General features: G+C 59.8%; 27 protein-coding genes and 2 pseudogenes. 9 read left to right on the top strand and 20 right to left on the bottom strand.

Annotation, left to right across the window (positions count from 1 at the left end; all coding sequences use genetic code 11):
• Positions 1-17 precede the first annotated feature (17 nt).
• Positions 18-3,273: pseudogene (gene mscK / locus ACORQT_RS05170) on the bottom strand (mechanosensitive channel MscK).
• Here mscK and ACORQT_RS05165 point away from each other — a divergent pair.
• The gene (locus ACORQT_RS05165) at positions 3,190-3,522 is read left to right on the top strand and encodes a hypothetical protein (protein ID WP_444859437.1); all 333 of its coding nucleotides are present in this window, start codon (positions 3,190-3,192) and stop codon (positions 3,520-3,522) included. The pseudogene mscK and the gene ACORQT_RS05165 overlap by 84 nt on opposite strands.
• Here the strand turns inward: ACORQT_RS05165 and ACORQT_RS05160 are convergent.
• Both ACORQT_RS05160 and acrR read right to left on the bottom strand, forming a co-directional pair.
• Complete coding sequence (locus ACORQT_RS05160) at positions 3,512-3,865, bottom strand: DsrE/DsrF/TusD sulfur relay family protein (RefSeq protein ID WP_042783805.1); 354 nt, start codon at positions 3,863-3,865, stop codon at positions 3,512-3,514. The two genes, ACORQT_RS05165 and ACORQT_RS05160, sit on opposite strands and share 11 nt — an antisense overlap.
• 11 nt (positions 3,866-3,876) lie before the next feature.
• Entirely contained in the window at positions 3,877-4,536 is a 660-nt protein-coding gene (gene acrR, locus ACORQT_RS05155) for a multidrug efflux transporter transcriptional repressor AcrR (protein ID WP_033642109.1), read from the bottom strand.
• Between the two features lie 142 nt (positions 4,537-4,678).
• On the opposite strand from acrR, the gene sdeX reads away from it, so the two are divergent.
• The 4 genes from sdeX (at position 4,679) to ykgO (ending at position 9,624) form a co-directional block, all read left to right on the top strand.
• Positions 4,679-5,866, top strand: coding sequence for a multidrug efflux RND transporter periplasmic adaptor subunit SdeX (gene sdeX / locus ACORQT_RS05150; protein ID WP_033642108.1), 1,188 nt, complete (start codon positions 4,679-4,681; stop codon positions 5,864-5,866).
• Between the two features lie 17 nt (positions 5,867-5,883).
• Positions 5,884-9,030, top strand: coding sequence for a multidrug efflux RND transporter permease subunit SdeY (gene sdeY, locus ACORQT_RS05145; protein WP_033651107.1), 3,147 nt, complete (start codon positions 5,884-5,886; stop codon positions 9,028-9,030).
• A gap of 186 nt (positions 9,031-9,216) precedes the next feature.
• Positions 9,217-9,471 (top strand): type B 50S ribosomal protein L31, encoded by a 255-nt coding sequence (locus ACORQT_RS05140; RefSeq protein WP_004940303.1) that lies wholly within the window; start codon positions 9,217-9,219, stop codon positions 9,469-9,471.
• 12 nt (positions 9,472-9,483) lie between these two features.
• Positions 9,484-9,624 carry a type B 50S ribosomal protein L36 gene (gene ykgO / locus ACORQT_RS05135; RefSeq protein ID WP_004940304.1) on the top strand — a complete coding sequence of 47 codons (141 nt, stop codon included), beginning with the start codon at positions 9,484-9,486 and terminating at the stop codon, positions 9,622-9,624.
• 105 nt (positions 9,625-9,729) lie between these two features.
• Here the strand turns inward: ykgO and ACORQT_RS05130 are convergent, their stop codons facing one another.
• From ACORQT_RS05130 to ACORQT_RS05120, 3 genes are read right to left on the bottom strand one after another with little or no spacing between them, the layout of a single operon-like run.
• Positions 9,730-10,608: a metal ABC transporter solute-binding protein, Zn/Mn family gene (locus tag ACORQT_RS05130; protein WP_042783804.1), complete on the bottom strand. Its 879-nt coding sequence runs from the start codon at positions 10,606-10,608 to the stop codon at positions 9,730-9,732.
• A 25-nt stretch (positions 10,609-10,633) separates the two neighbouring features.
• On the bottom strand, positions 10,634-11,491 hold the full coding sequence (locus ACORQT_RS05125) for a metal ABC transporter permease (RefSeq protein ID WP_042783803.1): 858 nt from the start codon (positions 11,489-11,491) through the stop codon (positions 10,634-10,636).
• Positions 11,488-12,201 carry a metal ABC transporter ATP-binding protein gene (locus ACORQT_RS05120; protein WP_042783802.1) on the bottom strand — a complete coding sequence of 238 codons (714 nt, stop codon included), beginning with the start codon at positions 12,199-12,201 and terminating at the stop codon, positions 11,488-11,490. Before ACORQT_RS05120 ends, ACORQT_RS05125 begins: the two co-directional genes overlap by 4 nt.
• A gap of 407 nt (positions 12,202-12,608) precedes the next feature.
• On the opposite strand from ACORQT_RS05120, the gene ACORQT_RS05115 reads away from it, so the two are divergent.
• From ACORQT_RS05115 to ACORQT_RS05105, 3 genes are all read left to right on the top strand, one after another.
• Positions 12,609-12,962, top strand: coding sequence for a hypothetical protein (locus ACORQT_RS05115; RefSeq protein ID WP_047572432.1), 354 nt, complete (start codon positions 12,609-12,611; stop codon positions 12,960-12,962).
• Between the two features lie 159 nt (positions 12,963-13,121).
• Positions 13,122-13,490 (top strand): Hha toxicity modulator TomB, encoded by a 369-nt coding sequence (gene tomB, locus ACORQT_RS05110; protein WP_004940312.1) that lies wholly within the window; start codon positions 13,122-13,124, stop codon positions 13,488-13,490.
• Positions 13,491-13,540: 50 nt separating this feature from the next.
• The gene (locus ACORQT_RS05105) at positions 13,541-13,744 is read left to right on the top strand and encodes an HHA domain-containing protein (protein ID WP_004940313.1); all 204 of its coding nucleotides are present in this window, start codon (positions 13,541-13,543) and stop codon (positions 13,742-13,744) included.
• A gap of 281 nt (positions 13,745-14,025) precedes the next feature.
• Here ACORQT_RS05105 and ACORQT_RS05100 read toward each other — a convergent pair whose 3' ends face one another.
• Both ACORQT_RS05100 and gbpA read right to left on the bottom strand, forming a co-directional pair.
• Positions 14,026-14,544 carry a cytochrome b gene (locus tag ACORQT_RS05100; RefSeq protein WP_164057372.1) on the bottom strand — a complete coding sequence of 173 codons (519 nt, stop codon included), beginning with the start codon at positions 14,542-14,544 and terminating at the stop codon, positions 14,026-14,028.
• Between the two features lie 52 nt (positions 14,545-14,596).
• Entirely contained in the window at positions 14,597-16,024 is a 1,428-nt protein-coding gene (gene gbpA, locus ACORQT_RS05095) for an N-acetylglucosamine-binding protein GbpA (RefSeq protein ID WP_042783800.1), read from the bottom strand.
• A 257-nt stretch (positions 16,025-16,281) separates the two neighbouring features.
• Here gbpA and gspS point away from each other — a divergent pair, with 257 nt between their 5' ends.
• Entirely contained in the window at positions 16,282-16,644 is a 363-nt protein-coding gene (gspS, locus tag ACORQT_RS05090) for a type II secretion system pilot lipoprotein GspS (RefSeq protein ID WP_033642100.1), read from the top strand.
• On the opposite strand, the gene ACORQT_RS05085 is transcribed toward gspS, so the two are convergent.
• From ACORQT_RS05085 to gspD, 12 genes and pseudogenes are all read right to left on the bottom strand, one after another.
• Complete coding sequence (locus tag ACORQT_RS05085; RefSeq protein WP_229597905.1) at positions 16,641-17,147, bottom strand: prepilin peptidase; 507 nt, start codon at positions 17,145-17,147, stop codon at positions 16,641-16,643. The genes gspS and ACORQT_RS05085 overlap by 4 nt on opposite strands.
• Positions 17,148-17,177: 30 nt before the next feature.
• Positions 17,178-17,345 (bottom strand): annotated as a pseudogene (locus ACORQT_RS05080) (prepilin peptidase); the annotation flags it as partial.
• A 126-nt stretch (positions 17,346-17,471) separates the two neighbouring features.
• Positions 17,472-17,936 (bottom strand): type II secretion system protein GspM, encoded by a 465-nt coding sequence (gspM, locus tag ACORQT_RS05075; protein WP_033651100.1) that lies wholly within the window; start codon positions 17,934-17,936, stop codon positions 17,472-17,474.
• Positions 17,933-19,066, bottom strand: coding sequence for a type II secretion system protein GspL (gspL, locus tag ACORQT_RS05070; RefSeq protein ID WP_164057373.1), 1,134 nt, complete (start codon positions 19,064-19,066; stop codon positions 17,933-17,935). Before gspL ends, gspM begins: the two co-directional genes overlap by 4 nt.
• A gap of 3 nt (positions 19,067-19,069) precedes the next feature.
• Positions 19,070-19,972 (bottom strand): type II secretion system minor pseudopilin GspK, encoded by a 903-nt coding sequence (gspK, locus tag ACORQT_RS05065; RefSeq protein ID WP_164057374.1) that lies wholly within the window; start codon positions 19,970-19,972, stop codon positions 19,070-19,072.
• Positions 19,969-20,583, bottom strand: coding sequence for a type II secretion system minor pseudopilin GspJ (gene gspJ, locus ACORQT_RS05060; RefSeq protein ID WP_164057375.1), 615 nt, complete (start codon positions 20,581-20,583; stop codon positions 19,969-19,971). The genes gspK and gspJ overlap by 4 nt, the downstream gene beginning before the upstream one ends.
• Positions 20,580-20,945, bottom strand: a complete 366-nt coding sequence (gene gspI / locus ACORQT_RS05055) for a type II secretion system minor pseudopilin GspI (RefSeq protein ID WP_444859335.1) — start codon at positions 20,943-20,945, stop codon at positions 20,580-20,582. Before gspI ends, gspJ begins: the two co-directional genes overlap by 4 nt.
• Positions 20,839-21,414 carry a prepilin-type N-terminal cleavage/methylation domain-containing protein gene (locus tag ACORQT_RS05050; RefSeq protein ID WP_072022490.1) on the bottom strand — a complete coding sequence of 192 codons (576 nt, stop codon included), beginning with the start codon at positions 21,412-21,414 and terminating at the stop codon, positions 20,839-20,841. Before ACORQT_RS05050 ends, gspI begins: the two co-directional genes overlap by 107 nt.
• Positions 21,411-21,839: a type II secretion system major pseudopilin GspG gene (gene gspG, locus ACORQT_RS05045; RefSeq protein WP_033644207.1), complete on the bottom strand. Its 429-nt coding sequence runs from the start codon at positions 21,837-21,839 to the stop codon at positions 21,411-21,413. The genes ACORQT_RS05050 and gspG overlap by 4 nt, the downstream gene beginning before the upstream one ends.
• A 41-nt stretch (positions 21,840-21,880) precedes the next feature.
• Positions 21,881-23,092 carry a type II secretion system inner membrane protein GspF gene (gspF, locus tag ACORQT_RS05040; RefSeq protein ID WP_444859334.1) on the bottom strand — a complete coding sequence of 404 codons (1,212 nt, stop codon included), beginning with the start codon at positions 23,090-23,092 and terminating at the stop codon, positions 21,881-21,883.
• On the bottom strand, positions 23,082-24,578 hold the full coding sequence (gspE, locus tag ACORQT_RS05035; RefSeq protein ID WP_042783792.1) for a type II secretion system ATPase GspE: 1,497 nt from the start codon (positions 24,576-24,578) through the stop codon (positions 23,082-23,084). The genes gspF and gspE overlap by 11 nt, the downstream gene beginning before the upstream one ends.
• On the bottom strand, positions 24,575-26,464 hold the full coding sequence (gspD, locus tag ACORQT_RS05030) for a type II secretion system secretin GspD (protein WP_042785647.1): 1,890 nt from the start codon (positions 26,462-26,464) through the stop codon (positions 24,575-24,577). Before gspD ends, gspE begins: the two co-directional genes overlap by 4 nt.
• Positions 26,465-26,492 lie beyond the last annotated feature (28 nt).

The following is a 26,492-nucleotide window of genomic DNA, read 5'->3' as shown; positions in this document are numbered from 1 at the left end:
GCTGTCCCTTTCGCCTCTCATTGCTTATCCGCCGCCGTCTGGCCGCCGTCGTCCGGCGATAGCGTTCTTTTCACTTCCTGCACTTCATTGCCCTGCTGGTTATGCAGATACACCTCCAGCTGATTGAAGGCGATGTCGATGCCGTTTTCCCGGCACAAGCGGTCGATTGAGCGATTCAGTTCGTCCACCGTGTAGCTGCGATCGCGCAGTTCCCGCACATAGAGCCGCAGTTCGTGATCCAGCGTGCTGGCGCCGAAGTTGAGGAAGAACACCTGCGGTTCGGGATCGGTCATCACCCGCGGATTGTCGTGCGCCGCCTGCAGCAGCACCTTTTTCACCTTGTCGAGATCGGAGCCGTAGGCCACGCCGACCTTGATCAGCACGCGGGTGATGGTATCGGACAGCGACCAGTTGATCAGACGCTCGGTGACGAACGCCTTGTTCGGAATGATCACCTCTTTGCGATCGAAGTCGGTAATGGTGGTGGCGCGAATGCGGATCTTGCTGACCGAACCGGAGAAGGTGCCGATGGTGATGGTATCGCCGATGCGGATCGGGCGTTCGAACAGAATGATCAGGCCGGAGACGAAGTTGGCGAAGATCTCTTGCAGGCCGAAGCCCAGCCCGACCGTCAGACCGGCGGCCAGCCATTGCAGTTTGTCCCAGGATACGCCGAGCGATCCCAGCGCAACCACGGCGCCCACGGCGGTAATCAGGTAAGTGAGCACGGTGGTGATGGCGTAAGACGCCCCCTGCCGCAGTTGCAGCCGCGACAGCACCACCACCTCCAGCAAACCGGGCAAGTTGCGGGTGAGCACGTAGGCGACAATCACTGCGGCGATCGCCACCATCATGTTGCCCAGCGTCACCGCCTGCGACACGCTGCTGCCCGCCACGGTGCTGGTGTAATGCCACAGCGTGATGCTGTCCAGATAAGCGATGACCGTCACCAGATCCGACCAAATGGCGTAGAAGGCGCTGGCGAAGATGGCGAACAGCACCAGGGTGGTCAGGCGCAGCGACTGCTGGTTGATCTGATCGAGCGCCAGCGGCGGCTCTTCCACCACCGGTTCGCCGCCTTCGGCTCCTTCTTTCGCCACGTTTTGCCGCCGCGCCAACGCGCGCCGGTAAGCCAGACGCCGCGCCGCCACGCTCAGGCCGCGCAGCGCGGTCAGGTATACGATATTCCACAGGAAAAACAGATACAGGCTGTCTCATCCAGCGGCTGGCCAGCCGCAGCGTGGTATAGAAGTAGCCGGCGAACATCAGCCCCAGCAGGATCAGCGGCGTGGCGGCCAGCGCGGTGACCACCACCAGCCGCACGGCATGCGAGCCTTTTTCACGCCAGCTGTCGCGGCACAGCGGGAACACCAGCACCGTGAGCAGCGCCAGCGTCAACATCACCACGATCTGGCCGATCACGTCTTCCACCAGACGCAGCGGCGCTTTCTCGCCCAATACCGACCAGAAGATCAACGGCTGCAGCGCCAACCCCAGCCGCAGCGTCTGACGGCGGTAATGCGCGCACAGGTTGGCGCCGAAGTTGAAATGCCGCTCGGCGATGCCGTCCGGTTTCAGCATGCGATAGCTGAAGCCGAACACCAGCCACGACAGCGCCAGCTGCTGCGACAATGCCCATATAAAGTCGCTGATGCCGAAATCCGCGCGATACATCCAGAAACCGACGCCGAGGAGTAACGCGGCGCCGGGCAACACTTTCAGCAAGGTCAGCGCGATGGCCTTCGGCGTGTGCAGTTGGCCGTCGCGCTTAAGTTGCCCCACGTCGTTGGCCAGCTTTTGCAAATGGCCGTCGATCAGCCGGTAGCGCCAGCGCAATACCCCGATCGCCAACAGCATAGGGATCAGGAACACCAGCGCATTCAGCCCGCCCTGCACCAGCTTGCCGCCGTCGAATTTGAGATCGAGACCGGCAATCTGATCGCGCACCGCCTCCGGCATCGCCTTCAGCCACGCCAGATCGACCGGCTTGTTGCTGTTAACCCAGAAAATCTGCTGGGTCAGCGTATCTTGCAGCGAACCGTAAACGCTGGTCAGCTGCTGCTGATTGATCTGCAGGTTGATCGACAGCGACAGCTGGTTGCTGAGCTGCTTGTTCAGCTGATCCAGCAGTTCGCGGCGCATATCGACGATCTCGTTTAACGCGTCGATCACCTCCGGGCCGGCCTTTTCCTTGCTTTCGGCCACCAGCTGGTTGATGTAATCCTCTCCCTTGAACAGATCGTCGCGTTGCTGATTGATATCGAACTGCTCCAGCCGCAAATCGGCGATGCGCGTGTCCATATCCGCCAACAGCGTGCCCTGCGGCAGGCTCTGCTGCTGCTGATACAGGATGCGCGACAGCACCAGGCTGCCCTTCAGCACCTGGATCTGTTCTTTAAGGTTACGCTCCGCCTGCAGCCCGCGGTCGAGCCAGTTTTTGACCCGAATGTTCTGCTGGAACAGGGTGTTGCTCTCTTCGGTGGCGGCGATCAGCCGCTGGCTCAGTTGGCGGTTGACGTCCAGCTGTTTGCTGACCAACAGATCGCGCTGGATATCGGTGGCGTCTTCCGGGTTTTGCGCCTCTTTAGCGGTCTTTTCAGACAGCGTCAAACGTTTGCTGTTGACGATCTCCTGCAGCAACTGCACCGAGCGATCCAGCGCGTCGATATGCGCCGTGGTGTAATCACGCTGTTTTTGCAGCAGATCCTGCAGCGTGGTATTGGCTTCCAGACTTTTGCGCTGCAGCTCAAGCTGTGCGTTGAGCAACGCCTGCTCGGTGGTCAGCATCACCTGCTGGCTGTTGCGCAGCGAATCTTGCCCCGGCGTCTGGCCGCTGAGCTGGCTGCGGATCTCCTGCAGGCGCTGCGAAGCGGCGTACATGGTGCTTTGTACTCGTTCAGGCTGGGTTTGCAGCGACACCAGTTGGCTGTTGTAAGTAGAGAGGCTCTCCTGCGCGCTTTGCAGCTCGTCGAGCGTTTGATACAGCCGGCTTTCCAATTGGCGCAGCGACAGCGGCAACAGCGCGGCGCGCGCCGCCGCATTGTCTACCGGCTGCTTCAGCGCATCCAGCTCGGCGGTCACCTGATTGAGCTTCGCCGGCGCCTGCTGCACCTGCTGTTTAAGCTGCGCCGCATCCTGCCGATTGCGCTCGATGGCGTCCAGCAGCTCCAGCGTGCGGGTTAAATCCTGTTGGGACAGCTTTTCGACCGGCGTCAGGGCTTTTTGCTTGTTCAGCGCTTCCAGCTGGCTTTGCACTTCGCTGCGCTGCGGCAAATCGCCGTTCAGCGCCGCCTGCACCGGCAAGCTCAGCGCGCAAATCAGGAAAAGGAGTGTCGCGGCGGCGATGCGCCGCCGGCATGCGCCGACAAACGAGCGCGGCGTCAGAGAGGGCAGAGTCAACCAGCGATGCATGATTTAGCTTCGGATCGGTTAAGAAGCCTGAAGATTATCACGATCGCCGGCGGGCAACGAACAACAAAAACGTTGCCGGTGATGTCCCGTTGTCGCGAAATCAGAAAGTGAGCACTTTCTCCGCCGCCAGCGTCCACTGCGCCAGTTCGACCAGCGTGCCGATCTCCACGCCGTCCGCCAGCGGCAAGCGGCTGACGCCGCGCGCGTCGGCGCAGGTCTTGCACAGCTTGACCGGCACCTGCTGCGCGGTGAGGATCTCCAGCATCTGCTGCAGATGGTATCCTTCGTGCGGCTGCTGTCCTGCCAGCCCGGCCACCACCGCGTCGGACATCAGAAACAGCCGCAGGTCGAGACTGCTTTGCTGCTCTTTCAGCGCGATGGCCAACCGCAGCGCATTGAACAAGGATTCATGGCCATAGGCGGCGCCGTTGGCGATGAGAACAACTGATGACATGAAATCTCTCCTTATAAAGGAAGGCGGTCGACGTCGGGGTTGAGGCGCAAGGTGGGGCAAAACTGCAGCATCTCCAAAAACGCATCGACCAGCGCTTCGGCTTCGGCCCGCAGATCGAAACTTTCCGGCATAAACAGCCAGTTTTCCATCAGGCCGGTGATATAACCGCGCAGGATGATCGCCGCACGGCGGGTATGCAAATCGGCGGGCAATTGCTCGTGGTGAATGCAGTTATACAGCACCGCTTCGATGCGTTCGTAGCCGGCGAGGTACAACACCTTGCGCGAATCCAGCAGCGGCATCATTTCACCGACAAACTCGCATTTGTGGAATATAATCTCCATCAACGCCCGCCTGCGGCCGTCTTCAACCGTAGACGTCAGAATGTAAATCAGAATTTCCCGGATAACCCGCAGTGGATTATCGGGAAACTTTGCCTGATACTCTGTTTCGAGCTGGTCAATTTTCGGCTCGGTAGATTCCCAAACTTCATTAAACAGGTCTACCTTATTTTTGAAGTGCCAGTAAATGGCTCCACGCGTAACCCCGGCAGCGGTGGCAATATCTGTCAGTGACGTTGCAGCAACGCCACGTTCAGAGAACTCTCTCACCGCAGCATCGAGGATTTGCTGTCGGGTTTCTTGCGCCTGCTGTTTGGTTTTTCGTGCCATGGCATTGTTATTTAGGGGGAGTGTGATTTACATACATTCGCGAATGTATGTACCATAGCACGCACATATAATTAACGCAGCAATGGGTTTTAAAGCTTGTGATCCATTGATCATTTTGAAATCGGACACTTGAGGTTTTTCTATGAACAAAAACAGAGGGTTAACGCCTCTGGCGGCCGTTCTGATGCTTTCAGGCAGCTTAGTGCTAACAGGATGTAACGATAAAGAAACCCAACAGCAAGGCGCCCAACAGCAGGCTCCTGAAGTGGGCGTAGTCACTTTGAAGGCCGAGCCTCTCAATATCACTACCGATCTTCCTGGCCGCACCGCTGCGTATCGCATCGCCGAAGTTCGCCCTCAGGTCAGCGGCATCATCCTGAAGCGTAACTTCGTTGAAGGCAGCGATATCAAGGCCGGGACGTCTCTGTACCAAATCGATCCCGCGACCTATCAGGCCAGCTACGACAGCGCGAAAGGCGATTTGGCCAAAGCGCAGGCCAGCGCTTCCATCGCGCGCGTGACGGTAAACCGCTACAAGCCATTGCTGGGCACCAGCTACATCAGCAAGCAGGACTATGACAACGCCGTGTCCACGCTGCAGCAAGCGGATGCCGCCGTGGTGGCCGCCAAGGCCGCCGTGGAAACCGCGCGCATCAACCTGGCGTACACCAAGGTGACCTCTCCGATCTCCGGCCGCATCGGCAAATCCGCCGTGACCGAAGGCGCGCTGGTCAGCAACGGCCAGGCAACCGCCCTGTCCACCGTGCAGCAGTTGGATCCGATGTATGTCGACGTCACCCAGTCGAGCACCGACTTCCTGCGCCTGAAGCAAGAACTGGCCAGCGGCGCGCTGAAGCAGGAAAACGGCAAGGCCAAAGTGAAACTGATGCTGGAAAACGGCACCGAATACGCGCAGGAAGGCACGCTGGAGTTCTCCGACGTCACCGTCGATGAGACCACCGGCTCCATCACCATTCGCGCCCTGTTCCCTAACCCGAACGATACGCTGTTGCCTGGCATGTTCGTGCGCGCCCGTCTGGACGAAGGCGTACGCAGCGATGCGTTGCTGGTGCCTCAACAGGGCGTCACCCGCAACCCGCGCGGCGACGCGACGGCGTTGGTGGTAGGGGCAGACAACAAAGTTGAGCTGCGCACGCTGAAGGCGGACCAGGCGATTGGCGACAAATGGCTGGTTACCGATGGCCTGAAAGCCGGCGATCGCGTCATCGTCACCGGCCTGATGAAAGTGCATCCGGGCGCGCAGGTAAAAGTGCAGGAAGTTGACACTCAGGCGCAAAAACAGCCGCAGTCTGAAGCGCAGAAGTCATAAAAAGGAGCCTGTAATACATGGCTAAGTTCTTTATAGACCGCCCAATTTTCGCCTGGGTAATCGCCATCATCGTCATGTTGGCGGGGGTGCTTGCAATAATGAAACTGCCAATCGCGCAGTATCCCACTATTGCACCGCCGGCGGTGAGTATTTCCGCCAACTACCCGGGCGCAGATGCCAAAACGGTGCAGGATACCGTCACACAGATTATCGAACAGAACATGAACGGTATCGATAACCTGATGTACATGTCCTCCACCAGTGATTCCTCTGGTAGCGTCACCATTACCCTGACGTTTGAGTCCGGCACCGATCCTGACATCGCACAGGTTCAGGTCCAGAACAAACTGTCGTTGGCCACCCCGCTGCTGCCGCAAGAAGTTCAGCAGCAGGGCCTGAAAGTAGAAAAATCCAGCAGCAGCTTCCTGATGGTGGCCGGCTTCGTTTCCGACGATCCGAACATGACTCAGGACGATATTGCGGACTACGTGGCGTCCAACATCAAGGACCCGATCAGCCGTTCGTCCGGCGTGGGTGAAGTGCAGCTGTTCGGTGCCCAGTACGCGATGCGCATTTGGCTGGATCCGAACAAGCTGAACAACTACCAGCTGACGACCACGGATGTGACCTCCGCCATCACCGAGCAGAACAACCAGATCGCCGCAGGCCAGCTGGGCGGCCTGCCGCCGGTGCCGGGGCAGCAGTTGAACGCCTCGATCATCGCGCAGACCCGTCTGACTTCGCCGGAAGAGTTCGGCAAGATCCTGCTGAAGGTCAATACCGACGGTTCCCAGGTGCGCCTGCGCGACGTCGCTCACATTGAGCGCGGCGCGGAAAGCTATGCCGTTACCGCGCGTTATAACGGCAAGCCTGCCGCCGGCCTGGGTATCAAACTGGCGACCGGCGCCAACGCCTTGAACACCGCCAAAGGTGTGAAAGACGAGCTGGCCAAGATGGCGCCCTTCTTCCCGCAAGGGATGAAAGTGGTTTATCCGTACGACACCACCCCATTCGTTAAGATCTCCATCAACGAAGTGGTGAAAACGCTGATCGAAGCCATCATCCTGGTATTCCTGGTGATGTATCTGTTCCTGCAGAACTTCCGCGCGACGCTGATCCCAACCATCGCGGTGCCGGTGGTGTTGCTGGGGACCTTTGCGATACTCGCGGCGTTCGGCTTCTCGATAAACACCCTGACGATGTTCGGCATGGTGTTGGCGATCGGCCTGCTGGTGGATGACGCCATCGTGGTGGTGGAAAACGTCGAGCGCGTCATGTCCGAAGAGGGGCTGCCGCCGAAAGAAGCGACCCGTAAATCGATGGGCCAGATCCAGGGCGCGCTGGTGGGTATCGCCATGGTGCTGTCGGCGGTATTCGTGCCGATGGCGTTCTTCGGCGGTTCAACCGGCGCCATCTATCGTCAGTTCTCGATCACCATCGTGTCCGCGATGGCGCTGTCGGTGCTGGTGGCCTTGATCCTGACGCCGGCGCTGTGCGCCACCCTGCTCAAACCGATCCCGAAAGGCGATCACGGGGTTAAAACGGGCTTCTTCGGCTGGTTTAACCGCATGTTCGAGAAGAGCACGCATCACTATACCGACAGCGTGGGCAACATCCTGCGCAGCACCGGCCGCTACCTGATCATCTACCTGCTGATCGTGGTTGGCATGGGCCTGCTGTTCCTGCGCCTGCCTTCTTCGTTCCTGCCGGACGAAGATCAGGGCATCCTGTTGACCATGGTGCAGTTGCCTGCCGGCGCCACCGAATCCCGCACCAACAAGGTGTTGGAAGAAGTCTCCGACTACTTCCTGAACAAGGAAAAGGACAACGTGGTTTCGGTGTTTACCGTCGCGGGCTTCGGCTTCAACGGTAACGGCCAGAACAACGGCCTGGCATTCGTCAGCCTGAAAGACTGGGGTGAGCGTCCAGGGGCCGGGAACAAGGTGGAAGCGATCGCGGGTCGCGCCATGGGCGCCTTCTCGCAGATTAAAGAAGGCCTGGTGTTCCCGTTCAACCTGCCGGCGATCATCGAACTCGGTACCGCAACCGGCTTCGACTTCGAGCTGATTGACCAGGGCGGCCTGGGGCACGAAAAACTGACCGAAGCGCGTAACCAGCTGTTGGGCATGGTTGCTCAGCATCCGGACGTGCTGGTGGGCGTGCGCCCGAACGGCCTGGAAGATACGCCGCAGTTCAAACTGATCGTCGATCAGGAGAAAGCCAAGGCGCTGGGCGTGAGCATCACCACCATCAACAGCACGCTGAGCACCGCACTGGGCGGTTCGTACGTCAACGACTTCATCGACCGCGGTCGTGTGAAGAAGGTGTACGTACAGGCCGAAGCGCCATTCCGCATGCTGCCGGAAGACATCAACAAGTGGTACGTGCGCGGTACCAGCGGCCAGATGGTGCCATTCTCCGCCTTCTCTTCGGCGAAATGGGAATACGGCTCACCGCGTCTGGAACGCTATAACGGCTTGCCGTCGATGGAAATTCTGGGCCAGGCTGCACCGGGCAAGAGTACCGGTGAAGCGATGAACCTGATGGAACAGCTGGCGTCCAAATTGCCAAGCGGCATCGGTTACGACTGGACCGGCATGTCCTATCAGGAACGTCTGTCGGGCAACCAGGCGCCGGCGCTGTACGCCATCTCGATTCTGGTGGTGTTCCTGTGTCTGGCGGCGCTGTATGAAAGCTGGTCCGTGCCGTTCTCGGTCATGCTGGTATTGCCGCTGGGGGTTATCGGTGCGTTGTTGGCCGCGACGATGCGCGGCATGAATAACGACGTGTACTTCCAGGTGGGGCTGTTGACCACCATCGGTCTATCGGCGAAGAACGCCATCCTGATCGTGGAATTCGCCAAGGATCTGATGGAGAAAGAAGGCAAAGGTCTGATCGAAGCGACGTTGGAAGCGGTGCGTATGCGTCTGCGTCCAATTCTGATGACGTCCCTGGCCTTCATCCTCGGGGTTCTGCCGCTGGTTATCAGCAGCGGCGCAGGCTCCGGCGCACAGAACGCGGTAGGTACCGGCGTAATGGGCGGGATGATCACCGCGACCGTATTGGCGATCTTCTTCGTACCGGTGTTCTTCGTGGTGGTTCGCCGCCGCTTCAGCAAGAAGAACGAAGACCTGGAACACAGCCACCCGGTAGAACATCACTGATCGTTCAGTGAAGAAATTTCTACCCGATAATCGAAAAGGCCGCGCATGCGGCCTTTTTCTTTTGCTTCAGTTGTTTAATGCAAACCGTTCTCATTAATTCACTCGTGTGTGCAATTTACGCTTGATCGTGATGCCCGGTCGGCGCATAATTGTTGTTATAGTATAACATTACATGAGAGAGCCATTATGAAACCCGGCATCCATCCCGATTATCGCACCGTGGTGTTCCACGACGTCAGCGCCAACGCCTACTTCAAAGTGGGATCGACCATCAAAACCGATCGCACCATCGAGCTGGACGGCGAAAGCTGGCCGTATGTCACCCTCGACGTCTCTTCCGCTTCGCATCCGTATTACACCGGCAAGCAGAAAGACTATTCCAAAGAAGGCAGCACGGCGCGCTTCCAGCAGCGCTTTGGCCGCTTTATCGGCAATAAGTAACAAGGAACCCCCATGCAGGTATTGAGTTCATTGCGTTCGGCGAAAAATCGCCACCCGGATTGCAAAGTCGTGCGTCGTCGTGGCCGCATCTATGTGATCTGTAAAAGCAATCCGCGATTCAAAGCGGTACAGGGACGTAAGAAAAAGCGTTAACTCCAAAGTGTCATCTGTCGCAAAGCCCCGTTGCTGCTCAACGGGGCTTTTTTTATGGCGAGAAAGTGCCTGCAAGCTGCCCCCGCCGGCAAGCGGGGGCGGAGATTACTTCATGCTGCTCAGCAGCGCGTCGACATTGTGCTTGAACGCCTGCTCATAGGTGGCCGCCGGGCCGCCCACGCGCGAGAGCGCTTCAGGGTACAGCTCGCCGCCCGCCTTGGCGCCGGTGGCGGCGGCAATCTGTTTCACCAGCCGCGGATCGGTCTGGTTTTCGATAAAGTAAGCGTTAACTTTTTCCTGTTTGATTTGCTTGATCAGGCCGGCCACATCGCTGGCGCTGGCTTCGGCCTCGGTGGAAAATCCGACCGGCGCAAGGAAGGTGACGCCATACTCTTGCCCAAAGTAACCAAAGGCATCATGGCTGGTGAGCACCTTACGTTTCTGCGGCGGCACAGCGGCGAACTGGGTTTTGGCCCACAGATCCAGCTTTTGCAACTGCTGAATGTATTCGGCACCGCGCTGGCGAAAATAGTTGGCATCCTCGGGATCGGCGGCGATCAGGGCGTTCATCACGTTGGTGGCGTACTGCACGCCGTTTTTCATGCTGTTCCAGGCGTGGGGATCGGTAATCGGTTTGCCGTCCTCCTCCATTTGGCGGGTGTTGATGCCCTGTGACGCGGTAATCACCTGTCCTTTATAACCCGAAGCGCTGACCAGGCGATCGATCCACCCTTCCAGCCCCAGGCCGCTAACGAACACCACGTCGGCCTGCGCCAACGTCTTGCCATCCTGCGGTGAAGGCTCGAAGCTGTGCGGATCGCCATCTGGCCCCACCAGTGTGCTGACCTTGACGTGATCGCCCCCTACCTGTTTAACGATATCTCCCAGAATGGAAAAGCTGGCGACGGCGTCGACGGTCTTCGCCATCGCCAATGGGCTGGCCAGCAGAGCAGCGACCGCCAGCGATATAGGTAAACGTTTCATATTTTCTCCTTGCAAATGGCACTTCTCAACGGCGCGCAAAGGCGTAAATGCCTCCACGCGTTCCAAACAGGATCGAGACAAAGAAGATGACGCTGGCGCTGAGCACGATCGCCGGACCGGCAGGCAGCGAAGCGTAGTAGGACCACACCAGCCCAATCAGGCTGGACAGCGCGCCGATGCCCATCGCCACCGCCAGCGTCTGCGGCAGATTGCGCACCCAGAAGCGTGCGCTGGCGGCGGGCAGCATCATCAGCCCCACCGACATCAGGGTGCCGAGGACCTGGAACCCCGCCACCAGATTGACCACCACCAGCGCCAAAAACAGGCCGTGGATCAGCGCCAACCGGCGCGGCGCGTTAACGCGCAGGAAAGTGACGTCGAAGGACTCGATCACCAACGCGCGGTACAGCGCCGCCAGCGCCAGCAGCGACACCGTGGCGATCGCACCGACCATCAGCATCGCCTGCGCATCCACCGCCAGAATCGAACCGAACAGCACGTGCAGCAGATCCACGCTGGAACCGCGCAGCGAGACCAACGTGACCCCGAGCGCCAGCGACCCCAGATAGAATCCGGCGAAGCTGGCGTCCTCTTTCAGCGGCGTGCGGCGGCTCACCAGGCCGGACAACATCGCCACCGCCAGCCCGGCGATAAAGCCGCCCACGCCCATGGCCACCAGCGACATGCCGGAAATCAGATAACCGATTGCCGCGCCGGGCAACACCGCGTGGGACAACGCATCCCCCACCAGGCTCATGCGGCGCAGCAACAGAAACACCCCCAGCGGGGCGGCGCTGAGCGACAGCGCCAGACACGCCATCAATGCGCGTCGCATAAAACCGAAAGAGAGAAAAGGGTCGATAAGCCCATGCAACAGCATCATGGCGCCACCACCCGTAGGCCCGGCTGCCGTTCGGCGGCGAGATACCGCGGCACCTGTTCCAGCACGCGCTCGGCCGCGCCCCAATGACACGCCTGCGGGGTCAGCAACAGCACCTGCGGAAAATGCTCGGCGACCATCGACATGTCATGCAGGACGGCGATCACCGTTCTCCCCTGCTGGTGCAGCTGCGCGATCACCTGCAGCAGGATCTGCGTAGTGGCGCTGTCGATGCCGGTGAAGGGTTCATCCAGCAGGATCAACGGCGCCTGTTGGACCAACAGGCGCGCAAACAGCACCCGCTGCAGCTGGCCGCCGGAGAGCTCGCCCACCGGACTGTGCGCCAGCGCGCTCATGCCGACGCTCGCCAGCGCCTCATTAACCTGGCTCGCCGCACGCTGGTTCATACCGCCGAACATGCCGCTTTGCGGCCAACATCCCATCGCCACCAGATCGCTCACCGCGATCGGGAATTGCCGATCCAGATCCGCCTGCTGTGGTAAATAAGCCTTGCGCGGCGGCTTTTCACCGCTAAAGTCCAGGCGACCCGCCAAGGGCGGCAACAAACCGGCGAACGTTTTCAGCAACGTCGATTTCCCTGCCCCGTTGACGCCCACCACCGCGGTTAACGAACCGGCGCTAAACTGCCCGCTCAGCGGCGGGAAAAGCGGCGTGGCGCCATAGCCTATCGCCAGCTGACGTAATGAAATCATGGCAGCGACACCGCCCAAAAAATGCCGAGCCACAGCAGAGTCAACAAAACGATAGCGCCCGCACAGCGCACGGCCGCGGAGGTGGTGAACAACGAATTCAGTGACGACGCGGCGTCATTTTGCGAAGTGGGAATCAAGGGAATAACCAAAGCAGCAGATTTATGGTTATAATATAACATCACAATTAATGGTATGTCTCAAGCGTTGCCGGACTCATTAATGCAACGGAACGTAACAGCTCGTCGCGCAGCAGGTCCCCCCCTCGCCCCCTTATCAAACTCAGGGATATTCCCGTTCGGCAAAAATGTTGGCGGAAGGTAAAAAAAACAGCGGTAAATCGAAAAATTTACCGGCGCGAGTGGAAAAGGAGTAAGATGAGCAGATAACATTGTTGTTGGCCGAGATTAATGCTTGTTACCCTTGCCTGTAACCTGGACGTCAACGCACTTTCTGTTAAAAAATTAAAGAAAGTGATTAATGACAATATTGCGGAGTTAGTGCCGGCGCTGACCAGCGGACTCAGTTTTTATTCTGAAAGCGCACGCTATGCCGAAGATTCATTAGAAATACTTGATATAGTGCAACAAGGTGACAGCGATTATTCAATGAGTTATCGCTATAAGTGGGGCATTTTTAATGCTTGCCTGGATATCAACAGCGAAGACACGATCAGCGATAGCGTCCGGTTCCGTGTGGCGCAACGGGGTTTAATCTTCGACATCATTGATAACTCACGCCCATCAACCGCGGATGAATTGTAAGTTTACGTAATAACTGCAGGCCAAACGCGAAAAAATGATTTATATTCATTTTACGGGAAGTTTATTTAACCACCGTTAAGCTGCCTCCGTTCATGATGTAAATCAGCTTACTCACATAGTGTTATCAACACCGCCATTAAGACTTACGGAGGGGATGATATGGATGAGTATTCGCCTAAGCGACACGACATTGCTCAACTCAAATTCTTGTGCGAAAATTTGTATGATGAAGGTATCGCCACCCTGGGAGACAGCCACCACGGGTGGGTCAACGATCCGACATCCTCCGTCAACCTTCAGCTTAATGAGTTGATCGAACATATCGCTTCGTTTGTGATGAGTTATAAAATTAAATACATGGACGAATCCGATTTGTCGGAGTTAGTCGAGGAATATCTCGACGATACCTATACGCTGTTCAGCAGCTACGGTATCAATGATTCCGACCTGCGCCGCTGGCAAAAAACCAAGGCGAGATTATTCAGAATGTTCTCAGGAGAGGACATCTGTACGACAATGAAAACTTAGGGGATAATTATTCCCGAGCTATTTTACGGTTATTAAACTAAAAGGCCACCATGACTAAAACCGACTATCTGATGCGTTTACGTAAATGCACCACGATTGATACTCTCGAACGTGTTATTGAAAAAAATAAGTACGAGCTTTCCGATGATGAACTAGAGCTGTTTTACTCAGCCGCCGATCATCGTTTGGCGGAGCTGACCATGAACAAGCTGTATGACAAAATCCCCACCTCCGTTTGGAAATATGTCAGATAATCAGCCCCCAACGCGTTGAGCCGATGCTTTTATCGGCTTCAATGTTCAAGTTGAATAGGTCATTTTCCTATTGACAACGGAATGTTAATTACACTCATCTTTGCCGTTAATAATAAATAGCAACAATTCTCGGTTAATGCCCGGGGTATTACGCCTTAACGCTATTCACGCGTGAAGACACTCGCCTCACATTGCCTGTGTGGTGCAAATCGCGGCGAATATCCCTGAGGCCATCGCTGCCACGCCGCCGCGCCGGGCGGCGTGATCCATCACCGCCAGGCTCAGAGCATGCGGCGCAAAATCGCCCGCCGGGCGAAACAGTGATGCTTAATCACCGCCGCGATGTGCAGCACAATCATGGCCGACAGCGCGATGCATGAATAACGGTGCACGGCGAAAAAGAAACGATTAACCTCAAGATTCGCAATCGGACGGGGGAAATCGATCGCGCCGAAAACCGCAAAGCCGTGCTCCAGCATGAGAAATCCGCTCAGCAACACCACGAAAATCAGCAGGTAGAATATTTCGTGCAGCAAATGCACCAACCCCTTCTCGTGCCCTTGCAGCATATCGCCATAAGGCACTTTAGGCCGGAAAAAACGCCAGATAAAGCGCGCCGCCATCAGCGGTGTCAGCACCAAGGCCAACGACATATTGGTCACGGAGAAAAAGGCGAAGATGCGCGCATCCGTCATAAAATGCAGTGAATAACCCACGATCATGACGTAGATCATCACGGCGGCAATGCCCCAATGCAGTAACCGACTGAAAAGATCGTAACGGGCAGGTTCGTGTGACATAAAGCTCCTTTAAAAGCGGCCATCATTGGCCGCTTGACTATCCGATTCGCACTTATTTTTTCACGACCCAGGCGTCCTGCCAGTTGGATCCCACGCCCGGCTCAAACTGAGTCGCGCCGCTGTTCCACTGCATGCAGTAACCGCTGTAAGGGAAAGGTTTGCACTGATAAACCTTGCCGTCTTTCGGTTGCAGCACCGTGGTGCCGGCGGTGTATTTACTCAGCGCGTTCGGGAAGACGAAGTTGTAGTCGCCATTGCCGCCACCGCCGGTGGATTCAGCTTCCAGATTGAAGTTTTCGATATCCGGCTGAATGCTCTGCCCATTGTCGTTGCTGGCGATCACTTTCAGCATGTGGTGGCCCTCGCTGACGTTGTTCAGCGCGATGGTCAGCGGCTGGCTGGCGTCTTCCAGCGTCTCTTTCACGTAGCCTTTTTCCGTCTGGCCGTGATCGTAAACGCGCGCCTCAACGGTCAATTTGCCTTTAACCTCGGCATTGAAGGTCAGCTGAGCTTTACCGTCCTTGATCTTGGTGCTGGACAGGTTGCCGATGCGGATCTCTTCGGTGATAGCCGGCGTTTCTTCCTCATAGGAGATCACCACGCTCTTCATCGTGCTGCCTTGTTTGGCAAAGACCGCATTATTGCCAAACACCGGATTGACGTTGCCTTTACCGTCTTTCACCCCGGCACGCACCGCTTTCTGTTCGGCGTTGATCTTGCTGGCCAACGCGTGGCTCCAGCGGTTTTTGTCGGTCAGCGCCTCACTGTCGATCGCCAGCTCGGTTTTCATCGTCAGCACTTCACCGTCCGCATCGAAGAAGCGGGCGATCACCTTGTCGCCAACCTGCAGGTTTTTGCCGGTGAGAGAGCCTTGCAGCTGCTTGCGCCATTCGGACACGACGCCGTCGTCCTCGAAGTTGACGTCAACCACCTGATAGAAGCTGTTCACCGTGTCATTGATTTCCCACACGCCATAAATCACCTGATAGCCGGTTCTCTCCGGCACCACGCACTGGTGCACTTCGCGATCTTTTGGCGCCTGAGCATGGCCATCGACTTCACAGAACGGCTCTTTTTCGAAAGCCTCGCGCGACAGCGGCTTATTCACGTCCCAGTCTTGTTTGGTGATGTAATAACGCCAGTTATTGGTTTTGTGCTTGGCGGTGTGGTACCAGGTGAACGTCTGCGGTCCCGGCTTCATGGTGTTCAACGCCCAGACGTTGACGCCCTGACGATCCAGCGGCTCGAAACCGCCCACCCCGCCGCTGGCCAGCTGGCCGTCGCGCGGCGTCGCGCCGCCAGGGAAGCCGGAAACCTGCTCGACGCTCTGCGGTTCCCACTGCGCTCGGCCGCAGTCGGTGTTGCTGCCCAGCTTGCACTTGTAAGCGCGGCTCTCGGGCACTTCGATATAACCGTGCGACCAGGCGGCCGAGGAGGCAGTGAGCGCTGCCATCATCAGGGCGATTTTGGATAATTTCATTACGACTCCAGTTAAATTTATTGGATTCCAACTGAGTGAGAAGAAACTCAAAGAGATGCGGCGATACCGCGAGAGGAATAATAAGTAGAAGCCCTGAACGCCCGGCACTTAGAATGCATTAAAATAATAAAACCTAATGCCGTCAGAATATTAAACCGCATGATAAAGGGTTAAAATATTCCTGACCTCGTAAAGCGCCGCCATGCGGCGCAAGAAAATACCGACACCGCGCCAATTAATTCCACAGGGAAAATAACGTGACATTGAAAAACATCGCCACGGCGTTCATGGCATGCCTGCTGTTATCCGGCTGTCAGCACGCCGCCAAATCGGCCCCTGACGCCGCCATCCAGCGCGACCAGCTGTCATCGCTGGTCGGTGCCGGCCAGTTTCTGAGAGAACGCTGCAACCGCGCCGATATCCCGGCCAACGACCCACTCGCGGCGGCGGCGTTGCAGGCGGCGGAGAGAAAAGGCTGGGCGCCGGCGCTTAATCGCACCCAGTTGCTTGATGCAGGCAAAAACGTCGCCGCGCAGCTGGAGGCCGACGCCACGCCGTTGCAAGAGAAGTGCAGCGGACTCAACCGAACGCTGGCGCCGTTTTTAGCCCAGCTCCGTTAACCCGCCAGCGGTAGCGCAAGCCACTGGCAGGCTACCGCGCCGGCGCCCGCCGCCGCCAACCCCGGGCCGAAAGGCAGGGGCTGCGCCCCATCGCCGCCGCGCCACACCCGCAGCAGCAGCCACAGCAGGCTGCCGGTGGCGGCAAACAGCAGAATCGACGGCAAAACGGCATAGCCGCCCCAGGCGCCGAGCGCCGCCAGCAGTTTAAAATCGCCGTATCCCAGCCCCTCGCGTCCGGTCGCGAGACGAAATCCCCAATACAGCAGCCACAGCGTCAAATACCCCGCCAGCGCGCCGATGACCGCCGTCGGCAAAAATGCCGGGTGCGCCAGGCAATGCCACAACAGCCCGGCCCACAGCAGCGACAGCGTCAGGCAATCCGGCAACAGCTGACGCTCGCTGTCGATCGCCGCCAAGGCCAGCAGCAATGCAGCAAACGCCAACATGAAAAACCAATCCACACCGATGCCGACGCGCCAGGCCAGCGTTATTCCCATTAGCATCAGCAATAACTCCACCAGTGGATAACGGATGGAAATAGGCGTGCGACAATAACGACAGCGACCGCGCAACAGCAGCCAACTTAATAAAGGAATATTATCGAGCGCCGATATTTTCATTGTGCAACACGGGCAGAATGAACGCGGCAAAAAGAGATTAAATCGTTCGGCCTGCGCCATTTCCATTTCGCGCTCAAGCATGACAGGCAGCCGATAAACGACCACATTGATAAAACTGCCGATGCACAGGCTCAACACAGCGCTAAATAGCAGCCAGTGTTCATCGGCCACTGCGTTTATTGCGGATAGCATGGTTCTCTGGATCCTCTATTGTCGTCGCGTGGGTGACATCGCCGGTTGCGCCGTTACCCGCAGTTGGCTTATTTGCACCACACCCGGCGCCTGCCCCGCACGTTCTGCGGCGAGTGAGAGCACGCGGATCCCGTGCTCGCGTTGCAGGGCGGCCAGCCACGGCAACAGGCGTTCAAACGGCACGGGCGGCAGCGTGACCCGCACATCCGCTTCACTTTCCGTCAGTTCGGCGATGGCGATGCGATATGCCAGCGCACTCTGTCGCAGTCGCTCCGGCAGTTGCTCGCGCGCGGCGGCGCTCTGCGGCAAACGCGCCTGCAATTGTTGGATGACGCGCGCCTGCTCCCGCAGCGCCGCCAGCCGTTGTGCGTTTTTTTGCGCCTGTGAAAATTGATACAGGCAGTAGCCGCAGGCCATCAGCATCAACAGGCTTAACAGCACTGCCCGCCGCAGCGCCTTATCGCGCCAACCGATGTTCATCGCTCACCTCTCACCGTCAGGATCGCCTGGTTAGGCGCGCTTCCCTCGCTGAACGTCATGCTGACGCCACCGTCGTTGACCGGCGCCGGCAGCGGCGCGTCGTTTCTGTTTACCGTCACCACCAAACGATCGTCGGCGGCGTCGAAAGCCAGCGCCTGCAACTGCGGAGGTTCCCAGACAGCAAGCGCCTCGGCCGCGTAGGGCAACAGCCTGAACAGCTGCGGCGCATTCAGGGTGTCTTGCATACGCCGTGCCCACGCTTGCGCCGCCCGTTCGGCGAACGCCGGCGCGGTCTCGCCACTCGGCAGCAGGCGCTGAGTCAGCGCCGTTATCTGGCTTTCGCTCTGTCTGGCCTTCAATTGGTGATGCAAGCCCCCCACCAGCAGCGAACCGCTGAGCAGCAGCATCGCGCAGGCGGTCTTATCGGGCAGACGGCGCGGCCAGCGCACGCCCGGTTTGAAACGCCCCTGCAACAGCGTGGATGGGCTGTTCCAGGCCTCTTCCGCCAATCGCCACAGAGGATCCTCATCGATACGCGCCGTTTCCCAGCCCGCCGGCACCTCTCCGCCACTGTGCAGACACCAATCCGGCGTCGGCCACGGGACACTGTCCCCCCAGGCATCGGGCAACTGCATGCCCTGCATGCCCCCCGTTCGGAGCAGCCAGTGTCCGCGCCAGCGCAGTGCGCTGCATTGGTTCGGCAACGGCAACGCCAGCACGTCGGGCAGCAGGGCATCGACGCGAATGCCGCAGGCGTTGAGACTATCAACCCACCCTTGCATCTGCGCCAGCGCAACGCCGGCGATAGTGAAATCGCGCTGCACCTTGCCCAGCACCGCCCAATGCATCTGCTCGACATCGGTCAACAACCCGGTCTCATGGGAGTACGCCAGCGCCAGCGGCGTCGCCTGCCGGGCCTTGCCCTGGAATGTCGTTTGTCTCAGCACCACATGACGGGCAGGCACCAGCACCACAACCCGGCTGCCCTGCGCCATAGCCGCCAACTCGCTACCGCCTTCGGCCAGATCGAGGCGGGCGGCAAAGCGGCAGCGCGTCTCGCCGACGCGGCCCCAGCGCACATCGGCCATCGCATCATCGTCCAGCGCGATAAGCAGGATGGTGTTCGCCATCGTTTACCCTTCCCCTCTGTCGAACCGACGTCCGCTGACCGTGACGCCTGACGGGCCCGGCTGCAACGCGCTGACCAGCCGATAGCGTCCGTCGTTCAGCCTAAGCTGCAGCTGCGCAATCCAGCGGTTATCGTCGAAAATCAGTCGCTCGCCAAGGCCATCCTCGCCCAGCGCCTGCAGCGCTTTTTCCTGCGACAAAAACGCCAGCGTCTGCCAGCCCTGCGGCGGGCGGGCCGCCAGTAGCGCCCGCAGCCGCTCATCGCTCAGCGCGTTCATCAACATCGCCCGCAGCAGCGGCAGCTGAGCGTCGTTCACGGCGTCCGGATTGAGGCGCAGCTCGGCATCCGGCGCCGCACAAAGCAGCGGCGCAAGACGCAGATAAAGCTCGCGGTCGATGCCGGCCAGCTCCCGCAGCTCGCTGACATCCCCCATCAGATACCCTTCGCCATAGGCTCTGGCGACGATCGCATCGGCAATCGCGCCCGCCTGGGCAGCGGCGATCCCCTGATTGTTCAATAGCAGCATGAATATTCGCCTCTCCTTATTGGGGGTTCCCCCCTCGCTATCGCCGACATCCGCCGGGCCGGCGGCGCGGATCAGGGCGTTGAGGTTGAAACAGGCGTCAACGCGGCGCAGACGTATCGCCACTTCCCCCTCTTCGGTGCGCATGCTGAAGGTCACCCCTGATGCCCCCCACGCCTTCCGCCGCTCTCCCGCCTGCTGCAGCCGCTGCCGGGCGTAGCTCTCGCCGCCCAGCAGCAGCCATTTCGCCCGCAACCGATCCTGCTGAGACTGGGTGCGCGCCAGCGAACGCTGCCAGTTATCGTTGATATTGACCGCCACGATCGCCATCAGCGACATCATCAACAACACCATCAACAGCGCCATACCGCGTTGTTTATTCATAATGGCCTCGCGGCGGGCAGCGTGACGATGCGCCGGACTTCCCCCAGCGCGGGGGTGTCGATGGCGATCTCCACCGCCTGCGGCAGCAGCCCGCCGGCGCGCCAGGCCGTCAACCATTCGCCCTGCCGGTAAAAACGCAGTTGGAACCGCGTCACCTCAGACAGCAGCAGCACGCTGCGCGCCGCCGTCTGCGGGCTGCTCAAATTCGGGTAACTGAGGCGTTCGAGCCGCCCCTGCCGGTAGCGATATGCCACCCGCTCCTGCGTGGCGCGCGGCAATCGGGCCTGGGGGTTCGGCCAGCCGTTTCGGATCAGCAGCAGCTGAAAATCGCCGCCTTCCTCTCCCGCCGTCTGCAGCACCGCAAACTCCGGCGCCGCCGGCCAGCGTTTATCGCCGGTCGGCGCGCGCGCCTGCGCCTGCGTCAAATCGCGCTCGACGATCGCCAGCGCCCGTTGCAGCTGGGTCAACTGCGTCGATTTGCGCTGGGTGATTTCGTCGTTTTTCAGCACGCCTCTGAAGACCGTCAATGCGGTGAGCGACAGCATGGCGAACAGGGCGATGGCCAACAGCATTTCCACCAGCGTAAAACCCCGTTGCAAAGCGCGCTTCACAACAACGCCCTGTAGGTGAGCATCTCCACCAGCGCATTGCGATCCTGCGGGTCGCGCCTGACTTCAATCGCGATCGCCCGCATCCCGGCGTCGCTGGTCTCCCGCCCGCGATAGCGCCAGTGCCAGGTTTCACCGGCCATTACCGTGGTGCCCGAATGCCAGGCCAACGTCGGTGGGCGGGGCTCGAGCTGCTGCAGCGTCAGCTGGTTGTCCGCCACCCACAGCGCCACGGTCTTGGCTTCGATCGCGCTCAGGCTACGCACCTGGCCGCCTGTGCTGTTGATCAGCGCCAGACAGCCGATGGCGAAGATCATCATGGCCACCATCACTTCCAGCAGCGTCATGCCTTGCTGGCGTCTCATTTTCCGCGTCATCGCAACGAATGTCCGTCGTTTCAAATACAAAGTAACCGGGCGCCTGCAATCGCCACAGGCACTTGCCCTGCGATAGCTCCACGCTGAACGCCGTGGTTTCGCCCCCCGGATACAGCCACACCTGCGGCAGCGCCGCCTCTGCGGCGAGCGCGACGGTTTGCCCTTCAACGCTCAGCCGCAGCGCGACGCCGTCCGGCAGAGCGTACTGCTCCCGGCTCTCCCGCCCCGCTTCGGCGACGCTGCGCCAACCGCCGTCATCGAACGCCACGCCATACCTCACCCCTTCGCGCTCGGCCCGCTCGGCGAGAGCATTCAGCCAATGGCTCAATCGCTCCCCCTGCTGCGCCAACGGCTTCTCATCCGCTGGAAAACTCAGCATCACCAGGCCGCTGGTCACCCCCAGCAGCAGCAATACCAACATGGTCTCCAGCAGCGTAAAACCGCGTATGCGCCTCATGGCGCGTCGGCCACCCAGTTACCGATGTCATCATCGGTATCAGCGACACCGTCCGGCCCCAGCGTGAACACATCCAGCTTGCCATGGCGCCCCGGGTTGCGCAGACGATACGCTTGCCCCCAGGGGTCTTGCGGCAAGCGGCGGATATAACCGTCTTCGGGATAATTCCTTGGGATCGGCGCCAGCGTCGGCCGGGTCACCAGCGCCGCCAGCCCCTGCTCCGCGCTGGGATAACGGCCGTTATCCAGCTTGTACATATCCAGCGCGTTCTCCAGCGCGACGATATCGCTGGCGGCCTTTTGCCGATCGGCCTTCTCCTTGTTACCCATCAGGCTTGGGATGGTCAGGCTGGCCAACAGCCCCAGAATGACGATCACCACCATGATTTCCAGCAGCGTGAACCCACGCTGCCGGGACCTGCGCATATTGCTGATATGAATCACTTTACTCTCCATTAATGGCATGATTAGCAGACCATATTATTGAGCTGCAATATCGGCTGCAGGATGGCCAGAATGATAAACAGCACCGAACCGGCCATCGCGATCACCAATAAAGGCTCAAACAGCCCCAGCGCCAGCGTGATTTGCCGGCTGAAGGCCTCCTGCTGCATCGCCGCCGCCCGTTCGAGCATCATGTCCAGTTCGCCGCTGCGCTCGCCGGACATGATCATGTGTCGCATCATCGGCGAGAACAGCGCGGTGCCTTCAAGCGACGGCGACAATCCTTCCCCCTCTCGCACCCGCTCCATTGCCGCCAGCAGGCGCTCACGGGCAGCCTCGTTGCCCAACACGCCGGCGCTGATGCGCATCGCCTCCAGCAACGGCACGGCGCTGGCGTTCAAAATGCTCAGCGTTTTGGCGTAGCGCGCGGTATTCACCGCCAGCGACAGCTTGCCGACCACCGGCAGCCGCAGGATGAACGCATGCCAGCGTGCGCGCCGCGCCGGATCCCGCAGGCGATAACGGAAAGCGCCAAGGCCCGCCAGCGCCGCCATCAACACCGCCGCCCCCCATTGGCGCAATCCGTCGCTGGCGCCAAGCAGCATCCGGGTCGACAGCGGCAAGGTCTGCTTCATATGCACAAACTGTTCGATCACCTTCGGCACCACTGCCGTCAGCAAGATAGCCACCACGCCAATCGCCACCGCCGTCAGCACCATCGGGTACACCAACGCCTGCACGATCTTGTTCTTCATGTGCTGGCGCTGTTCGACATAGTCAGCCAGCCGTTCCAGCACCGGCCCCAGATGGCCGGCAATCTCACCGGCCGCCACCATGGCGCAATAGAGACGGTCAAAAATCTGCGGATACTGCCCCAGCGCCTGCGCCAGCGGGAAACCCTCCAGAATGCGCTGCCTCACCTGAGTCAACGCCGCCTGCAGGCCTTTTTTCTCCGTTTGCCGCGCCACCGCCATCAGCGCCTCTTCCAGCGGCAGCGCGGCAGACAGCAGCGTCGCCAGTTGCCGGGTGAGCAGCGCCAGATCGCCGCTGCTCACGCCGCTCATCCAACGGCCGGCGAGCAGGCCGGCAAGAGCGGATCGCCTGCGCGCCTGCACCGCCAGCACCAGCCACCCCTTCTCACGCAGCCGATCGCGAGCCTGGCGCAGAGAATCCGCCTCCAACACGCCACGCCGGGCGCGCCCCTCACGATCGCAGGCGCGATAATCAAACTTCATCGCTATCCCCTTCGCGCGTCACCCGCAACACTTCTTCCAGGCTGGTCTCTCCGGCGCACATTTTGGCGATCCCATCCTGGCGCAGCGGCTGATAGCGCTCCCCGGCCAGCCTGGCGATGTCCAGCTCACCGTCGCTACGGTGGATTGCCCTGCGCATCGGTTCATCCAGCACCAACAGTTCATGCAAACCGATTCGGCCGCGATAGCCCTGCCCGCCGCAGGCCTCGCATCCTATCGGGCGCCAGCAGGTCAGCGCCTGCGTCGACGCCAGCCCCAGTTGGCGCCGCTGCGCGTCAGGCAGCGCATAAGGCTCGCGACAGTGCGGGCAAAGCCGGCGCACCAGGCGCTGCGCCAACACGCCGCTCAGCGAGCTGGAAAGCAAAAACGGTTCAACGCCCATGTCCCGCAGCCGGGTCACGGCGCCGATCGCCGTGTTGGTATGCAGGGTCGACAGCACCAGATGCCCGGTCAATGAGGCCTGCACCGCGATCTGCGCCGTTTCACCGTCGCGGATCTCGCCGATCAACACCACATCGGGATCCTGACGCAGCAGCGCGCGCAGCCCGCGCGCGAAGGTCATGTCCACCTTGGGGTTCACCTGCGTCTGCGCGATGCCGGCCAGTTCATACTCGACGGGATCTTCGATCGTCATGATGTTGCGCTGTTCGTCATTGATCTGGTTCAGCAAGGTATAGAGCGTGGTGCTCTTGCCCGAACCGGTCGGGCCGGTGATCAGAATAATGCCGTGCGGCTGGCGGATCAGGCGCAGCAACGCCTGTTGATGCGCCGCCGCCATGCCCAGGCTGGGCAGTTCGAGCCGCACGCCCTGTTTATCCAACAGGCGCATGACCACGCGCTCGCCGTGGCTGGCCGGCATCACCGACACCCGCACGTCGATCGCCCGCCCGCCAACCTTCAGCGCCATGCGCCCATCCTGCGGCACGCGCTTCTCGGCGATATCCAGCTTCGACATGACCTTGATGCGCGACACCAGCAGCGCCGCCAGCTTGCGCTGCGGCGCCAGAATGCGGCGCAGCGCGCCGTCGATGCGAAAACGGATCACCAGCTCACTCTCGTAGGTTTCGATGTGAATATCGGAGGCGCGCTCTTTGATCGCCTCACTCAGCAAGGCGTTAATCAGGCGGATAATCGGCGCATCGTCCTGTTCGTCCAACAGGTCTTGCTGCTGCGGCAGCTCTTCCGCCAACGCATAGAAATCCAGTTCGCCGCCCAGATCGTCGATCATTTTCTGCGCCTGGCCGCTTTCCCGCTGATAGTGCGCCACCAACCGTTGTTCAAAGGCCTCCGTGTCCAGCCGGGCCAGCGTCGGCTCACCGGGCAGGCAGCGGTACGCCTCCATCAACGCGGCCTGGCTGGTCTCGGGGTGACAATACAGTTGGATGCCGCTCTGCCCGTCGACGGCCAGCACGCCATGCTGCCGCGCCCAGCCAAAAGGCAGCCGCGCCCCCACAGAACGGGGCTTCACGGGCGCGCTCCGCGCGAATAAAACGCCTCGATACGCGCGACGGTGGCGAGGAACGCCCGATTGTCGATCGCCTTCTTATCGCCGGCGATCTCGCTGCGCAGTGCGTTATTCAGCTCACGATCGTCCTGCTGCTCGGCGTCGAACTTGCCTAACTTGCGCTGGCTCTGCCGGGCATACCCCTCGGTGCTGCGAATGATGGTCGGGCGGATAAACAGCATCAAATTACGCTTGCTCGCTTTGGTGGCGTTCGAGCGAAACAGCGCCCCCACCAGCGGGATCTTGCCCAGGATCGGCACGCTGCTCTCCAGCTCCGAGTTGGACTTGTCCAGCAGTCCGCCCACCACCACGGTCTCACCGCTGTCCACCAGTACCGTGTTGTTGACCGTGCGGATATTGAAGGTCGCCCCCAGCGAATCCGGCGTGGCGCCGGCGCTGTCGGCAACGCTGGAGACCTCCTGCTCGATCTGCATCAGCACGGACTGGCCCTGATTGATCTGCGGTTTGACCTTGAGCTTGATGCCCACCGTTTTGCGCGACACGGTATTGAAAACGTTATCGCTATTAGTGGTTTGCGAACCGGTGAGGATCGGCACATCCTGCCCGACGCTGAACTCCGCCTCGGCGTTATCGAGCGTAACGATGCTCGGCGTAGCCAGGATATTGTTTTGGTTGTTGCTGGCGATGGCGGACAGCAATACGCCCCAGTTGCCGCTGTAGAAACCGGTCATCAGGCCGTTGGCCTTGCCGAACACATCGCTCATGCCGTTTTCGAACCCCGCCGAGATGCCGGGCGCCTGGCCGGCGAATTGCGTGCCGCCGCCGTATTTGTTGGCCCACTGCACGCCGATGTTCAGCCCCTGCCCATCCTGCACTTCGACGATCACCGCTTCGACCAGCACCTGCGCGCGCCGTACATCCAGCTTGGCGACCACCGCCTCCAGATCGCGCATCACGTCCGGCGCGGCGGTGATGATCAGCGCATTGGTCTGCTCATCGGCCTTGATCACCACATTTTTCAACAGCGCCACGTTGGCGGCGGCGCTCTCTTTCTCGTTTTGCAGGCCCGCGCTCACGCCGGTCAGCACCTCGACCAGGCTCTGCGCCTTGGCGTATTTGAGCGGAATGACCTGGGTATTGCCTTGGGTGACACTCTTGTTATCCAACTGCTCAATCAGTTCTTTGGCGTGTTCGCGGGCCCGATCGTCCCCGGCGATCATCACGCTGTTGGTGCGCTCATCCGCCACCAGCCGCAGCGAGCCTGCCCCGGCCATACGCCGTTTGCCCTCTTCGCGAAACAGTTCGTTCACCATCCGCGCGATCTCCGGCGCCGCCGCATGCTTCAGCGCGAAGGTCTCCACCTGATTGCCGTCGTCCTGATCCATCTCCCTCACAAGGTCGAGCAGGCCGTTGACCACCCCGGCTCGGCCGGTGATCAACAGCGCATTGCCCTGCTCGTAATGCGCCACGCTGCCCACGCCGATGCTGTCGTTAAGCTGGCGCAAGATCGGAGAAACGTCTTTGGCCGCGATATTGCGCAGCGGCACCACGCGCATCACCACTTCATCCCCTTCGGCGATCGCCTCGCCGCCGCTTTGCGACAGCGCGGCTCTTTTTCCCTCTTTGGCGGCGATCACCTTCAGGACATTGTTGGGCATGCCGATGACCGTATAGCCGTAGACGTCCAGCACATTGAGAAAGAACTGGTAATATTGCTTCTCGTCGAGCTGTTCGTAGCTGCGCACCGTAACCTTACCTTTCACCGCCGGATCGATAATGATGGTCTTGCTCAGGTTTTTACTGACCGTATTGATAAATTCCTGAATGTCCGTGCCTTTGAAATTGGCGGAGAATTGCTCCGCACGCGCCAGGCCTCCCAGGGCAATCATGACGGCCACCGCCGCTAACGCGCGCCAT

This window comes from Serratia sp. (in: enterobacteria) (assembly GCF_052400455.1).
GTDB lineage: Bacteria > Pseudomonadota > Gammaproteobacteria > Enterobacterales > Enterobacteriaceae > Serratia > Serratia ureilytica.
This window is presented reverse-complemented; position numbering and strand designations above follow the sequence as displayed.